Source organism: Haloprofundus salinisoli (genome assembly GCF_020097815.1).
Classification (GTDB): domain Archaea; phylum Halobacteriota; class Halobacteria; order Halobacteriales; family Haloferacaceae; genus Haloprofundus; species Haloprofundus salinisoli.
On record NZ_CP083663.1, the window covers coordinates 1,042,704 to 1,055,603 of the forward strand.

A 12,900-nucleotide genomic window follows, 5' to 3' on the forward strand; every position below is an offset into this window, starting at 1 on the left:
GGTGCAGTTGCGTAACCGCAGACCTCGTCGCACCCGTCAGACCACGTTCACTTTCACTCCGTCTGGCTCGAATTGATGACGCTCGTCTGAGACGATGGTGTATGTTCGAAGCAGTCGTGAGCGCCGACACGCTCTCGAAGACGCTCGACCCGATCGGCGTGCTCGTCGACGAGTGCAAGATTCGACTCGACGAGGACGGCCTCCGCATCTCGGCGATGGACCCCGCGACGGTCGGCGTGGTCGAACTCCACCTCGAAGCGAGCGCGTTCGAGTCCTACGAGGCCGACAGTGGCGTCGTCGGCGTCGACGTCGAACGTCTCGACGGCGTAGTCGGGATGGCCGACGCGGACCAACTCGTCCACCTCGAACTCGACGCGGAGACGCGACAGCTCCTGATTCGAATCGGCGGACTGGAGTACACGCTCGCGCTCGTCGACCCCAACGCTGTTCGACAGGAACCGGACCTCGACTCGATGGAGTTACCCGCCAGTGCCGTCGTTGAGGGTCGACAGTTCGGGCGAGCGATACGGGCCGCGGAGATGGTCTCGAACCACGTCGCCGTCGGCGTCGACGAGTCCAAGGAACAGCTGTACATTGACGCCGAGGGCGACGTCGACACCGTCCACTACGAACTGACTTCCGAGGACCTCGTCGGCCTCCGACCCGGTCCGGCTCACTCGCTGTTCTCGCTCGACTATCTCGCCGACATGAACCGCGTCGTCCCCGGCGACGCGGCGGTGACGCTCGAACTCGGCGAGGAGTTCCCGATGCGCCTCAGCTACGAGTTCGCCGAGGGGAACGGTGCGATGCTGTACTTCCTCGCGCCGCGGATACAGAGTCGGTGAGCGTTCCGGGGGTTCGTCACGTTACCCCTACACCGACTCCGCCGCGTTCCGGTAGATGCGATAACACCGCTCCAGCACGTCCACGCCGACGCTCTCGGACTTCGTGTGCGCCTCGCCGGGTTCCGACGCGCCGCAGACGACGCACGTCGTTCCGGCCTGCGCCAACCACCCGGCGTCAGTCGCGTGCGGTTTCGTCACTAACTCGGGATCGCCGTCCTGCGCGTCTTTGGCCGCCTGCAACACGGTATCGGCGAACGCCTCGTCGTCGCAGCCCATCGGCGGGAGATCCTGGTCGACGGTCCACTCGACGCCCTCGATCTCCTCGACGCGCTCCAGTTCGGCGCGGACGCCCGGCACGGTCCGTTCGTCGACGGTTATCTCGCACTCGTCGGGGATGACGTTCCACGCCGTCCCGCCGTCGATTCCGGTGACGGCGACGGTCCCGTGGAGGTTCTCGCCGAACACGTCGACCTCGGGGAACTCCAGTTCACGCACGACGTCGATGGCGTCCGACGCGCGGTAGATGGCGTTCACGCCCGATTGGGGTTCGCTGGCGTGCACCGCCGACCCGCGGGCGACGATGGTGCTGCCGCGGCGACCCTTGTGCGCGACCACCACGTCGGTGACGCCCGGTTTCGAGTAGTTCGTCGACCCTTCGGCGACGATGGCGTAGTCGGGTGCGAAGCCCTCGTCGATGGCCGCTCGCGCGCCCGTCCCGCCGATCTCCTCACCGACGAAGCTGGCGAAGACGAGTTCGCAAGCCGGGTCGGCGTCGCGGAACGCGAGCATCGACGCCGCGACAGCGCCCTTCATGTCGGCCGACCCGCGGCCGTAGAGGCGGCCGTCGCGCAGTTCGACGACGTACTCCTCCCCTTCGTGTTGCGAGGGCGCGGGCGGCACCACGTCGTGGTGGCCGATGAGCGCTAGTGACGGCGCGTCGCCGCCGTTTCCGCTACTTGGTCCCTTTCGGGCGATGACGTTGCCCGCGCCGTCGCGAGTCACGTCGCCGTCGGTGTGCTCGCGGAGCCATTCCTCGATGGCGTCGCCCGCGGCTGTCTCGTCCTCGTGGCTGGGTATCGAAACGAGTTCGCGCGTCAGCGTCGTCACGTCCGTCGCACCGTCAGCATCGTTCATGTCGTGCGGTAGCGGGTGACGACGTAATAAGGGGTTGTGTGTAACGGCAAAGCGGCTAACAGCCTGGAGACGGAACTTGCGTGTATGGGTGACGAGACCAACCGACGCGACGACGAATCGACCGAGCGCGAGAGGGAGAGTCGGGAGACCGAGGAGGCGACCGGCGAGATCGACCACCCACCCAGCGAGGAGCGCAGCGACTCGCCCGTCGAGCAGACGATGATGGACTCCGACGCGGAGACCCGAGACGCCGCGGCGGTCGAACCCGGCGAGTCGACCGGAAACGGAACGGCGGTCGAGCCGGGCGAGCCCGTCGGTGAGGACGACGAGGAGAACGACGGCGACGAGGGCTGAGCGTGCGAGTCGAACGCGTCGAGCGAGGCGCTCGACCGCCGGGGCCGCCGGGGACCGATTTTCCCGGGACGTTGTAAGAACCAGCACTGCCACTAACTGACTGCTCTCCGTCTGTTTCCACGGCATGAGCGACGACAACAGCAACGAGCGCCGAGACGACGAGGAGGAGACGCAAGGCGAGTACGGCGGCGAGGAAGACACCCAGTACGACGAGAACGACCAGAACCAGTACGGCGGCGACGAGGAGAACGTCGACGCCGTCGAGCAGACCGAGATGCGGATGGGCGACCAGAGCGACGACGAAGAGAGTTCGGACGACGAGGAGGCACAGGGAGAGGACGACGACGAAGCGTCGGACGAAGAGTGGGTGGAGTCAGAGCACGAAAACCCCGACGACGCAGACGAAGGCTGACGTGGCCGAATCGCAGGAGTCCGGCCGCGTCGACCGACGGAACAGAACCGAGCACCCGGCCCGGGCCGACGTCGAGGAGACGACGGACCGTCCGCTGCTCCGCGCGGGAGCCGTTCTCGGTGTCGGTCTCGGCGGCCTCGTCGACGTGCTCGTCTTCCATCTCGTGTTGCAGACGCACCACCTCATCTCCGGATGGGTGCCGCCGACGACGCCGGAGGCGCTGCGGTTGAATCTCGTCGCCGACGGCCTGTTCTCGCTTCTGATGGTCGCCATCATGGCCGTCGGCTTCTGGATGCTGTGGAAGACGGTCGACAGACCCGACGTGCCGTGGTCCGCCGGGACGTACGCCGGCGCGGTCGTCGTCGGGATGGCGCTTTTCAACATCTACGACGGCACCGTCGACCACTACCTTCTGGAGATGCACCACGTGACGCAGGGGCTTCAGCCGGACGTGTTCGACCTGCTGTGGCTCGTCGGGAGCGGCGTGCTGCTGGTTGCGGGCTTGCTCGTCATCCGTGCCGAGCGCAGAGAGGACGGAACGCCGCCGGAAAGACTGTGAATTTCGGGTCAGTCCATCTCCGTCTCGTCGTTGTCGGTCGACGTCACTGCTCCTATCGTGCTGTTGAGAATCGCCAGGGCGGCAATAGCCGCACCGAACGTCACAGTCAAATCTCCGCGATATGCTCCCATCGAGAACAACTGTCGGGAGATGCCGAACGCGATGATGACGATGCCGAACCTGTAACCGTTTGCTTCGAGGGGACTCATGACTGTCGCTCGCAAGGCGAGTCCGTATCAAACTACTGAAAAATGAGTCCGCCGTAGGCGAACGGTCTGCGTCTACTCGCCGCTCGGACTGTTGTACATCTCGTCGATGACTTCCTCTAAGTCGGGCATGCCGCCACCGGGTTGCTCCGGGCGGAAGGAGAACTCGCCCTTCCCGTCGGGCGACTGCCCCTTCGTCCACCGCTGGTCGGGGTCCTCGCGCTGCTCGCGGAACGTGGACATGAAGTCGTAGTTGACGTCCTGGTTCTCCTTCTCCTGCGGGAAGCTCGCCGGGACGGGGACGTGGTCCTCCATCGTTTCGAGCGCCGCGTGCCACTGGTTCTGGTGCATCGTGTCGCGGGCGATGAGGTACGCGAGCATGTCCTTCATCCCCGGGTCGTCGGTCATCTCGTACAGTCGCGTCGCCAGCAGGCGACCCGTCGACTCGGCCATCACGTTGGCGTACATGTCGGCGGCGAGGTTGCCGGAGGCGACGACGTAGCCGCCGTTGAACGGGACGCCGTTGCTGTCGACCGGCATCGCGTGTAGCCCCGCCGAGAGCGCCTGCCGGGGCTGGCCGCCGCTCATCATCGCGTCGATGACGGCGTCGTTCTCGCGGGCCTCCTCGCGCATATGCTCAGACGCGCCTTCGAGGTTCTTCGCGACGGCGGTGGCGAGCATCTCGATGTGACCCAACTCTTCGGCGGCCGTCTCCATCAACAGCGTCCGGTACTCCTGTTTGTCTGCGGGGACGGCGAACGCCTGGAACATGTACTGCAGCGCGACGCGCATCTCACCCTCTGCGCCGCCGATAGCCTGCTGGAGCATCTTTGCGAAGTAGGGGTCCGGCTCCTCGACTTCGACTTCGTACTGGAGTTCGGGTTCGTGATAGAACACACGGTGTGGGCCACGAGCAGTAACAACAAGGTGAGGCTTGTTCACCGAATCGAACGACTGCGTCAACTTTCACCGGATCGAGAACGTCCGCAGAGGCGACTGCTGAGCGGGTCGAGTTCGACTCGCGAGGGGCTGGTTCACATCTACCGCTTAAACACTCTTATCACGCTCCCGGACGCAGTAAGGGTATGAACATCGTCCCGGACACGAGCGCGGTCATCGACGGCCGCGTGTCCGAACGAGTAGAGAGTGGGGCGTACGACGGCGTCACCGTCCTCGTCCCGGAGGCAGTGGTCGGCGAACTGGAGTCGCAGGCCAACGCCGGTTACGACAGCGGCTGGGAGGGGCTCGAGGAGCTCCAGCGACTCGCGGAGTACGCCGACGAGGACGCGCTCGACGTGGAGTTCGTCGGTCGTCGCCCCTCGTCGGGCGAGCAGGACGCCGCCCACGAGGGCGACATCGACGCGCTCATCCGCGACCTCGCGGACGACCACGACGCGACGCTGTTGACGAGCGACGTGGTGCAGGCCGAGGTCGGTCGCGCGAAGGGGCTGGAAGTCGAGTACGTCGAACCGCGCATTCGCGGCGGCGAGAGCCTCGCCATCGAGGAGTTCTTCGACGAGGAGACGATGAGCGTCCACCTGAAGGCGGGGACGAAGCCGAAGGCGAAACGCGGCGCGCTCAGCGAGATGCACTACGAGATCATCTCCGACGAAGTCTCCGACGAGATGCAGATGAAGGAGTGGGCCGACGACATCGAACAGAGCGCACGCTCCAGCAACCAGGGGTTCATCGAACTGTCAGAGCCGGGGATGAAGATCGTCCAGTTCCGCAACTACCGCATCGCCGTCGCCCGGCCGCCGTTCTCGGACGGCATCGAGATTACGGCGGTCCGCCCCATCGCCAAGACGAGCCTCGAAGATTACGAGTTCGTCGACGAACTCAAAGACCGCCTGCTCGAACGCCAGCGCGGCGTGCTTATCTCCGGGTCCCCCGGTGCGGGGAAGTCGACGTTCGCGCAGGCCGTCGCGGAGTTCCTCAACGAGAACGACTACGCGGTCAAGACGATGGAGAAACCGCGCGACCTGCAGGTCGGACCCGAAATCACGCAGTATACGGCCCTCGGCGGGCAGATGGAGAAGACCGCCGACTCGCTACTGCTCGTCCGCCCCGACTACACCATCTACGACGAGGTCCGGAAGACGAATGACTTCGCGGTGTTCTCGGACATGCGACTGGCGGGCGTCGGCATGGTGGGCGTCGTCCACGCGACGCGCGCCATCGACGCGCTCCAGCGCCTCATCGGCCGGGTCGAACTCGGCATGATTCCGCAGATCGTCGACACCGTCGTCTACATCGAAGCCGGTGAAGTCCATACGGTGTACGACGTGACGACCGAAGTGAAAGTCCCCGAGGGCCTCACCGCCGAGGACCTCGCGCGCCCGGTCATCCAGGTGCGGAACTTCGAAACCGGTCGACCGGAGTACGAGATCTACACGTTCAACCGGCAGGTCGTCACCGTGCCGCTCGGCGAAGACAGTGGCCGCGGCAAGAGCGAGTCGGGGGTCAGCCGCATCGCCAAACAGGAGATAGAGCGCGAGATTCGCTCCATCGCTCGCGGTCACGTCGACGTCGAACTGAAGGGTCAGGACCGTGCGGTGGTGTACGTCGAGGAGAACGACATCTCCTACGTCATCGGGAAGGGCGGCGGCCGAATCACCGACATCGAGGAACGCCTCGGTATCGACATCGACGTCCGAACCCACGACGAGAACCCGAAGATGGGGTCGGCAGGGTCAGCGGGAAACGCTAGCGGCGGTGGGGGCGGCCGCGTCGGCGAGCCCGACGGGGAAATCGTGACCCCCGAAATCACCTCCCGACACATCGTCGTCCGGATGGACGGCCACGTCGGCGAGACGGTCGAAGTCCGCGCGGGCGGCGAGTACCTGTTCACCGCGACGGTCGGCCGCGGCGGCGACATTCAGGTGTCTCGGGGGAGCGCCATCGCCGACGAGCTGGAGGACGCCATCGACCGGAAACAGCGGATTACCGTGGTACCCGCGTAGCGGGCACTCCAACGCCTCGCTCACGGCGTTCGCGGTCGGCAGTCGCTGAGTCGAAGAAGAGTAGCAGAAAAAATCGGCGTTCAGCCCGGATCGCCGATTACTGTTCCGCGGCGCAGGCTTCCGACCCACAGTCGACAGCCGCTTTCGGTTTCTCGGTGAGTTGGTAGAGATTCTGGCGCGCGTCGGCGAAGTAGACGTCCTCGTCGACGACGCCGATGCCTTCGAGTCGTTCGAGCGCGTAGCGGACGGTCCGCGCCGAGAGCATCGACTCCTGGACGATGCCTTTCTGCGTCAGAGGGCCGTTGTATTCGAGCACTTTGAAAACCAATTTCGCGCTTGGGGGGAGGTCGTCGAGACTCTCCTGTTCTGTTCCAGCCATCGTTACGAATCGAAACGGTGCACGGGTATAAAGGTTCATGGAATGGTACGCGTCAACTCGGTGCAACGAGGCGCAGCGGTGGTAACAGCAGGATCACAGGTTGACGTCCGTAAGCGACCTCCGGTAGGTTCCCTCGGGGGCGCGTTCCGCGTCGGCGGGGGCGGACCGAGAGCGCCACCCAGAGCGAACGGCTTTTGACGCCGCATATCACACCTTCAAGTATGGCGACCGAAACAGCGACCGGTCTCTCCAGTCACATGCGGGGGGTGACCGTCACGACGCTCGCGTGTCTCGCGGGTATCGGGGCGGCCGTCGCCTCCGCAGTCGTGGTGGGGACGACCATCGACGACGCCGCGAACTCACTCTCGTTGCTCATGTTCGGGGCGTTCGTCCTCGTGCAGTTCCCCCTGTTGCGCCTCCTCGGCGTCGACATGGACGGGTTCGGTGCGAAAGATTACCTCTACGTCGTGTTCATGACGTTCGCGCTCTGGTTCATCAGCTACACCGTCTTTCTGAGCACGGGTGTGACGTTCTAATGGCCGACGACAGTATCGCCGTGGTCGACCTCGACCGCTGCCAACCCGACCGCTGCAACTACGAGTGTGCGAACTACTGCCCGCCGAACCGCACGGGCAAAGAGTGCATCACCACTCGCGGCGAGGACACGGAAGAGGGCGACCCCGACCAGATTCGTATCTCCGAGGAGATCTGCCTCGGCGAGACCTGCGGTATCTGCGTCGAGAAATGTCCGTTCGACGCGATCGAGATCATCAACCTGCCGCAGGAGCTCACCGAGGACCCGACCCACCGTTACGGCGAGAACGCGTTCGCGCTGTACGGCCTCCCGGTGCCGGAACCGGGAAAGGTGACGGGTATCCTCGGCCCCAACGGCATCGGGAAGTCGACGGCCGTGCGGATTCTCGCCGAGGAGATCACGCCGAACCTCGGCGACTACGGCGCGGAGCCCGACTGGGGGACGGTGCTCGACCGCTACCGCGGCACCGAGCTGCAGAACTACATCGAGCGCCTGATGGACGGCGACATCACCGTCGCTCGCAAGCCGCAGTACGTCGACCAGATTCCCAAGCAGTTCGACGGCAAGACCCGCGACCTGCTCGAACACACCGACGAGCGCGGCCAACTCGACTACCTCGTCGACGAGCTCTCCATCGCGCCGGTGATGGACCAGTCCATCGACTCCATCTCCGGCGGCGAGCTCCAGCGCGTCGCGCTGGCGGCGACGCTCGCCCGCGACGCCGACTTCTACTTCCTCGACGAGATCACGCCGTACCTCGACATCGGCCAGCGCGTGAAAGCCGCCCGTCTCATCCAGGAACTCGCCGAGGACGACGCCGACCGCTCGATGCTCGTCGTCGAACACGACCTGGCGATTCTCGACCTGCTCACCGACACGCTCCACATCGCCTACGGTGAGCCGAGCGCCTTCGGTGTCGTCACCGCACCGAAATCGGTGCGAAACGGCATCAACGAGTATCTCAAGGGCTACCTGTCGAACGAGAACATGCGCATCCGGCCGAGCGCCATCACGTTCGAGGAACACGCCCCGCGCGAGACGGCCAAAAGCACGCCGCTCGTCGAGTACCCCGACCTGACGAAATCCTACGGCGAGGGCGAGTTCTCGCTCGACGTCGACAGCGGGACCATCCGCCACGGCGAGGTGTTGGGCGTCGTCGGTCCCAACGGAATCGGGAAGTCGACGCTGGCGAAGATGTTCGCCGGCCAGCTCGAACCCGACAAAGGCGAACTCGACTTCCGGTTGGACATCGCCTACAAGCCGCAGTACATCGAAATCGACCAGCCGATGCGCGTCGACGTGTTCCTCTCCTCGATCACCGACGAGTTCGGCTCGTCGTACTGGAACACCGAGGTCGCGCAACCGCTCCAACTCAACCGTATCATGGAGCAGAACCTCACCGACCTCTCCGGCGGCGAGCGCCAGCGCGTCGCCATCGCGGCCTGTCTGTCGAAGGACGCCGACCTCTACGTGCTCGACGAACCGTCGGCGCACCTCGACGTCGAACAGCGCGTGCAGGCGACGACGGCCATCCGCCGCTACGCCGAGAACCACGACGCGACGGTGCTGGTCATCGACCACGACATCTACATGATCGACCTGCTGGCGGACCGTCTGATGGTGTTCGAGGGCGAACCCGCCCAGCACGGTCACGCCTCGATGCCGCAGGAGATGCGCGCCGGGATGAACGACTTCCTCTCGGACCTCGAAATCACGTTCCGCCGCGACGAGCGGACGGGACGGCCGCGCATCAACAAACCCGGCAGCCAGTTGGACCGCGAGCAGAAGAAGCAGGGCGAGTACTACTACGCGCCGTAACGCGGTTAGACGTCGCCGTCCGACGAGGTGGCCCTCGGCGTCGTCGACGACTGCAGGATTCGAGTGACATAGTTCTTCGCCAGACAGTTTATCGGGGTGGTCGACGGACTTCGAACCCGAGATGAGCGGTCGATGAGTGACGGAGAGCGGACGAGCGAAGAGGGCGATTCGCTGAACGCCGTCCAACAGTGGCTGTATCTGACGGGAAGCCGACGAATCATCACGCTCGCCGTCGTCCTCGGCGTGTTCGTCATTGTCCGCCTACTCACCGAGGCGGGCGTCCTCCACGTCGCGAGTGGTAGTTACCTCGCGACCCTGATGGGTAGCGGGACGTTCTCGGGGCTGTTGACGCTCGTGACGGTCGTCCTCTCCATCAACCAGCTCATCCTCTCACGCGTCTTCGGATCGCCGTCGGAACTCTCCGAGCAGCTGGAGGGGAACCTCGACTTCCGGCGGAACGTCGAAGACGTCATCGGCGTGCCGAGCAGCCCGAACGAGCCGGGACCGTTCCTGGCGTTCGTCGGCGATGCGCTCCAACGGGAGGCGGGGAGGCTTCAGGAACGACTCGACGAGGAGGACCCCGAACTGGCCGCGGAGACCGAGGGGTACGCGTCGAAGCTCGTCGACTACGGTGAGCACCTCACGCACGCGCGGTCGAACAACAGTACCGTCGACGTGCTGCTCCTCTGTCTGGGAAGCGAGTACGCTGACCACTTGGATACGACGCGGAGGCTGAAGCGACAGCATCACGACAGGCTCTCCGAGGAGGCATTCGAACAGTTCGACGACCTGCTCGAACTGCTGAAGGGTGTCGCCACTGTCAGACAGTTCTTCAAGACACTCGCCATCCAACAGGACCTCGCGCGGCTCTCGCGGCGGCTCATCTACCTCGGACTGGGGGCGCTCTTGGTCGTCTACTGCTTCACGCAGGTGTACAAGAGCCCGTCGTCGATGTCACCGACGCTTACCGCGTCGACGCTGCGGTGGGTGTCGAGCGTCGTCGCCGCCGTCGTCTTCGCACCGGTGGCGCTTCTGATGGCGTACCTGCTCCGCGTCGCCACCCTCACGCTGTACACCGTCTCCGTCGGGTCGTTCGTCCCCCCGGAGGAGCGATTGGAGAACACGTAGTCGGAGCACGCAGTAGACGCTCTGTTGGGTCTCGATAGCGGGAGACGTTGTCGACCCGTGACTCGTCCGAACGTGCGAACGAGTGACAAATATATTCGCCGAGCGCGTCGACTGCACTACCGATGTCGCTTCGACTCACGAGTTCGGCGTTCGACGACGGCGAGCCGATACCGGAACGCTACGGCTACGAACGGGAGAACGTCAACCCGCCGCTCACTGTCGGGGGAGTCCCGGACGGCACGAAGTCGCTGGTGCTCGTCGTCGACGACCCCGACGCGGAGGCCGTCGCCGGGAAGGTGTGGGATCACTGGCTGGTGTGGAACGTCGACCCGGACGTCTCGGAAATTTCCGAATCGTGGTCACCGGGGCAAAACGGCGCGATAGAAGGGAAAAACGACTACGGCGAACTGGGCTACGGTGGGCCGAACCCGTCGGACCGTCGCCACCGCTACCGGGTTCTGCTGTGGGCGCTCGACCGGGAACTCGCGCTCGTCGCGGGCGCGACCCGGCGAGAACTCGGTGCGGCGATGGACGGCCACGTGCTCGCGGAGACATCGCTGTCGGGGACGTACGACCCGAGTTGAGCGAGGGGACTGGTCACGGAGTCGTCAGCCGAACGTTCGGCTACACGTCCCGCATAGGTTCTCTTCTTTCACGTCGACCTCTCGGACCGTCGGGGAGAAACTCATCACGCATTTCGAGTTGTCGCAGTGTTCGAGGCCGAAGGTGTGGCCGATCTCGTGGACGACCTCCTTGCGGACTCGGTCGGCGAACACTTCGGAGGCCGGTTTCGTCGAGATGCCGCCGTCCGAGGAGGTCTGCAGCCGATACGTGGAGATGACCGAGCCGTTGCCGTTGAGGTACGCCAGCCCGAAGACGTAGTTTCGGCGTCGGTAATAGAGGTCCATCGGAGTGACGCCGATGTTCTTCTCGCCGTTGCCCACACGGCTCGCCAGCTCGATAAACTGCTCTGCCCGGTACTGGTTTCGATTGCGGTCGTACGCGCCCTCGGGGATGCCCTGCTCGTCGTGGACCGTCACGTCGCAACTGTAAACCGACCGCAACGCGGCGGAGGCCTCGCGCTTGACCTGCGCTGGCACATCCCCGATGGGCACGATGTCGACAAGCATGCAAGCGGTTAAGGTGGGACCTGTCATAAAGTTCCCGACGTGAAACCTCGGAGAGAAGAGGCACTCGTCGGTCGCCTGTCGGGGTACGACTCGCTCTGTGAGGTCGGCGTCGGCCGCCGACCCGAGATCGCGGCGGCGCTCGCCGAGGCGGGGTGTGCCGTGACGGCGACGGACGTCCACGAGTTTCCGGTCCCGCAGGGTGTCGAGTTCGTCCGCGGCGACCTCGTCGCCGCCAGCGAGGCAGCGACGCCCGACGAGCACTACCACGTGGACGCGCTGTACGCGCTGAACCTCCCGCCGGAACTGCACCGCCCGCTTCGGGACGTGGGCCGGGCGGTCGGCGCGGACTGCCTCTTCACGACGCTCGGGTTCGACGAACCGACGGTCCCGGTTCGGCGCGAGCAACTCGACGGTGAGACGCTGTACGTCGTCGACGCCGACGCCCGCACGAGCGGTGGTCCGTCGCCGCGACGACGAGGATGACCGCTGCGTCGAACGCGTCCGAGGAACCCCGGCGAGTTCGAGGGCTATCCGGAACGCATTTCCTGTCTCCGGTTCGCACAGATGGTATGCAGACCGACGCGGTCGTTCTCGACGTAGATGGAGTGCTCGTCGACGTCGCCGACTCCTACCGCCGCGCCGTCGTCGAGTCCGTCGATCGAGTGTACGGGCGGACGGTTCCGGTGGAAGCGCTTCAGGCGTTCAAAGACGCCGGCGGGTTCAACAACGACTGGGAGTTGACGTACGCCGTCGCGCTGTACGTGCTCGCGCAGCGAGAGGGACTGAAGATACCGACCGAAGAGTTCGCGGCGCACGTCGCCGAGCGAGGCGGCGGCCTGGACGCCGCGCAGTCGGTCGTCGCCGACATGCCCAGCATCTCGCAGGCGCGAGTCCGCGATAAGTGGGACAGAGACCGCCTCCGCGAGGTGTTTCAGGCGCTGTACCTCGGCAGCGACCGCTACCGCGACTTCGAAGGCGGCGACCCGCCGTTCGAGACTGAAGGGTTCATCCACGACGAACCGGTCATCCTCACCGAGGAGACGGCGGCGAACCTCACCGACCGCTTCGACGTCGGCGTGCTGACCGGCAGACCGAGCGCCGAGGCCGACGTCGCACTCGACAGGGTCGGTCTCGACGTGTCCGACGAGCACCGCTTCACGATGGACGACTGGGAGGAAGGGAAACCGCATCCGAGCGCGCTGATGACGCTCGCCGAACGCTTCGAGGCGGAGACGGTGACGTTCGTCGGCGACACGCTGGACGATATCCGGACGGCCACGAACGCCGCCGAAGCCGACCCGAGTCGGAGCTACCACGGCGTCGGAGTGCTGACCGGCGGACTCACCGGCGAGGAGGGCCGCAAAAAGTACGAGGCGGCCGGAGCGGCGGCCGTCGCCGACAGCGTGAACGACCTGCCCGCGCTCCTGGAGTGAGCTG

Annotated in this window: 16 protein-coding genes; 11 read left to right on the plus strand and 5 right to left on the minus strand. The window is 65.3% G+C overall.

Going from position 1 to position 12,900, the window contains the following annotated elements:
- Positions 1 to 101: 101 nt before the first annotated feature.
- Positions 102 to 845: a DNA polymerase sliding clamp gene (locus LAQ73_RS05515; RefSeq protein WP_224270236.1), complete on the plus strand. Its 744-nt coding sequence runs from the start codon at positions 102 to 104 to the stop codon at positions 843 to 845.
- A gap of 27 nt (positions 846 to 872) precedes the next feature.
- Here the strand turns inward: LAQ73_RS05515 and LAQ73_RS05520 are convergent, their stop codons facing one another.
- A complete protein-coding gene (locus tag LAQ73_RS05520; RefSeq protein WP_224270237.1) occupies positions 873 to 1,979 on the minus strand; it encodes a M20 family metallopeptidase in 1,107 nt (368 codons plus the stop codon).
- An 84-nt stretch (positions 1,980 to 2,063) separates the two neighbouring features.
- Between LAQ73_RS05520 and LAQ73_RS05525 the strand changes: the two genes are divergently transcribed.
- The 3 genes from LAQ73_RS05525 (at position 2,064) to LAQ73_RS05535 (ending at position 3,304) form a co-directional block, all read left to right on the plus strand.
- On the plus strand, positions 2,064 to 2,333 hold the full coding sequence (locus LAQ73_RS05525; RefSeq protein WP_224270238.1) for a hypothetical protein: 270 nt from the start codon (positions 2,064 to 2,066) through the stop codon (positions 2,331 to 2,333).
- A 124-nt stretch (positions 2,334 to 2,457) separates the two neighbouring features.
- Positions 2,458 to 2,745, plus strand: a complete 288-nt coding sequence (locus tag LAQ73_RS05530; RefSeq protein ID WP_224270239.1) for a hypothetical protein — start codon at positions 2,458 to 2,460, stop codon at positions 2,743 to 2,745.
- 1 nt (position 2,746) lies between these two features.
- Positions 2,747 to 3,304, plus strand: coding sequence for a DUF2243 domain-containing protein (locus tag LAQ73_RS05535; protein WP_224270240.1), 558 nt, complete (start codon positions 2,747 to 2,749; stop codon positions 3,302 to 3,304).
- A gap of 8 nt (positions 3,305 to 3,312) precedes the next feature.
- On the opposite strand, the gene LAQ73_RS05540 is transcribed toward LAQ73_RS05535, so the two are convergent.
- Together LAQ73_RS05540 and LAQ73_RS05545 are read right to left on the minus strand one after the other, a co-directional pair.
- A complete protein-coding gene (locus LAQ73_RS05540) occupies positions 3,313 to 3,513 on the minus strand; it encodes a hypothetical protein (protein WP_224270241.1) in 201 nt (66 codons plus the stop codon).
- Between the two features lie 72 nt (positions 3,514 to 3,585).
- On the minus strand, positions 3,586 to 4,407 hold the full coding sequence (locus LAQ73_RS05545; protein ID WP_224270242.1) for a manganese catalase family protein: 822 nt from the start codon (positions 4,405 to 4,407) through the stop codon (positions 3,586 to 3,588).
- A gap of 188 nt (positions 4,408 to 4,595) precedes the next feature.
- On the opposite strand from LAQ73_RS05545, the gene LAQ73_RS05550 reads away from it, so the two are divergent.
- Positions 4,596 to 6,473: a PINc/VapC family ATPase gene (locus tag LAQ73_RS05550; protein ID WP_224270243.1), complete on the plus strand. Its 1,878-nt coding sequence runs from the start codon at positions 4,596 to 4,598 to the stop codon at positions 6,471 to 6,473.
- Between the two features lie 97 nt (positions 6,474 to 6,570).
- Here LAQ73_RS05550 and LAQ73_RS05555 read toward each other — a convergent pair whose 3' ends face one another.
- Positions 6,571 to 6,852: a MarR family transcriptional regulator gene (locus LAQ73_RS05555; protein WP_224270244.1), complete on the minus strand. Its 282-nt coding sequence runs from the start codon at positions 6,850 to 6,852 to the stop codon at positions 6,571 to 6,573.
- A 221-nt stretch (positions 6,853 to 7,073) separates the two neighbouring features.
- Between LAQ73_RS05555 and LAQ73_RS05560 the strand changes: the two genes are divergently transcribed.
- From LAQ73_RS05560 to LAQ73_RS05575, 4 genes are all read left to right on the plus strand, one after another.
- Positions 7,074 to 7,388: an EMC6-like membrane protein gene (locus LAQ73_RS05560; RefSeq protein ID WP_224270245.1), complete on the plus strand. Its 315-nt coding sequence runs from the start codon at positions 7,074 to 7,076 to the stop codon at positions 7,386 to 7,388.
- Positions 7,388 to 9,205, plus strand: coding sequence for a ribosome biogenesis/translation initiation ATPase RLI (locus tag LAQ73_RS05565; RefSeq protein WP_224270246.1), 1,818 nt, complete (start codon positions 7,388 to 7,390; stop codon positions 9,203 to 9,205). Before LAQ73_RS05560 ends, LAQ73_RS05565 begins: the two co-directional genes overlap by 1 nt.
- Positions 9,206 to 9,337: 132 nt before the next feature.
- A complete protein-coding gene (locus LAQ73_RS05570; protein ID WP_224270247.1) occupies positions 9,338 to 10,333 on the plus strand; it encodes a DUF7972 family membrane protein in 996 nt (331 codons plus the stop codon).
- A gap of 122 nt (positions 10,334 to 10,455) precedes the next feature.
- A complete protein-coding gene (locus LAQ73_RS05575) occupies positions 10,456 to 10,917 on the plus strand; it encodes a YbhB/YbcL family Raf kinase inhibitor-like protein (RefSeq protein ID WP_224270248.1) in 462 nt (153 codons plus the stop codon).
- Between the two features lie 24 nt (positions 10,918 to 10,941).
- On the opposite strand, the gene LAQ73_RS05580 is transcribed toward LAQ73_RS05575, so the two are convergent.
- Complete coding sequence (locus LAQ73_RS05580) at positions 10,942 to 11,463, minus strand: archaemetzincin family Zn-dependent metalloprotease (RefSeq protein ID WP_224270249.1); 522 nt, start codon at positions 11,461 to 11,463, stop codon at positions 10,942 to 10,944.
- A gap of 39 nt (positions 11,464 to 11,502) precedes the next feature.
- Between LAQ73_RS05580 and LAQ73_RS05585 the strand changes: the two genes are divergently transcribed.
- Both LAQ73_RS05585 and LAQ73_RS05590 read left to right on the plus strand, forming a co-directional pair.
- Positions 11,503 to 11,946 (plus strand): UPF0146 family protein, encoded by a 444-nt coding sequence (locus tag LAQ73_RS05585; RefSeq protein ID WP_224270250.1) that lies wholly within the window; start codon positions 11,503 to 11,505, stop codon positions 11,944 to 11,946.
- Between the two features lie 86 nt (positions 11,947 to 12,032).
- Positions 12,033 to 12,896: a TIGR01548 family HAD-type hydrolase gene (locus LAQ73_RS05590; protein WP_224270251.1), complete on the plus strand. Its 864-nt coding sequence runs from the start codon at positions 12,033 to 12,035 to the stop codon at positions 12,894 to 12,896.
- Positions 12,897 to 12,900: the final 4 nt, after the last annotated feature.

Excerpts from the sequence above, each read along its gene's own strand:
- LAQ73_RS05515 (WP_224270236.1), top strand. The coding sequence starts at position 102 with ATGTTCGAAGCAGTCGTGAGCGCCGACACGCTCTCGAAGACGCTCGAC.
- LAQ73_RS05520 (WP_224270237.1), bottom strand. The coding sequence starts at position 1,979 with ATGAACGATGCTGACGGTGCGACGGACGTGACGACGCTGACGCGCGAA.
- LAQ73_RS05525 (WP_224270238.1), top strand. The coding sequence starts at position 2,064 with ATGGGTGACGAGACCAACCGACGCGACGACGAATCGACCGAGCGCGAG.
- LAQ73_RS05530 (WP_224270239.1), top strand. The coding sequence starts at position 2,458 with ATGAGCGACGACAACAGCAACGAGCGCCGAGACGACGAGGAGGAGACG.
- LAQ73_RS05540 (WP_224270241.1), bottom strand. The coding sequence starts at position 3,513 with ATGAGTCCCCTCGAAGCAAACGGTTACAGGTTCGGCATCGTCATCATC.
- LAQ73_RS05550 (WP_224270243.1), top strand. The coding sequence starts at position 4,596 with ATGAACATCGTCCCGGACACGAGCGCGGTCATCGACGGCCGCGTGTCC.
- LAQ73_RS05555 (WP_224270244.1), bottom strand. The coding sequence starts at position 6,852 with ATGGCTGGAACAGAACAGGAGAGTCTCGACGACCTCCCCCCAAGCGCG.
- LAQ73_RS05560 (WP_224270245.1), top strand. The coding sequence starts at position 7,074 with ATGGCGACCGAAACAGCGACCGGTCTCTCCAGTCACATGCGGGGGGTG.
- LAQ73_RS05565 (WP_224270246.1), top strand. The coding sequence starts at position 7,388 with ATGGCCGACGACAGTATCGCCGTGGTCGACCTCGACCGCTGCCAACCC.
- LAQ73_RS05570 (WP_224270247.1), top strand. The coding sequence starts at position 9,338 with ATGAGTGACGGAGAGCGGACGAGCGAAGAGGGCGATTCGCTGAACGCC.
- LAQ73_RS05575 (WP_224270248.1), top strand. The coding sequence starts at position 10,456 with ATGTCGCTTCGACTCACGAGTTCGGCGTTCGACGACGGCGAGCCGATA.
- LAQ73_RS05580 (WP_224270249.1), bottom strand. The coding sequence starts at position 11,463 with ATGCTTGTCGACATCGTGCCCATCGGGGATGTGCCAGCGCAGGTCAAG.
- LAQ73_RS05590 (WP_224270251.1), top strand. The coding sequence starts at position 12,033 with ATGCAGACCGACGCGGTCGTTCTCGACGTAGATGGAGTGCTCGTCGAC.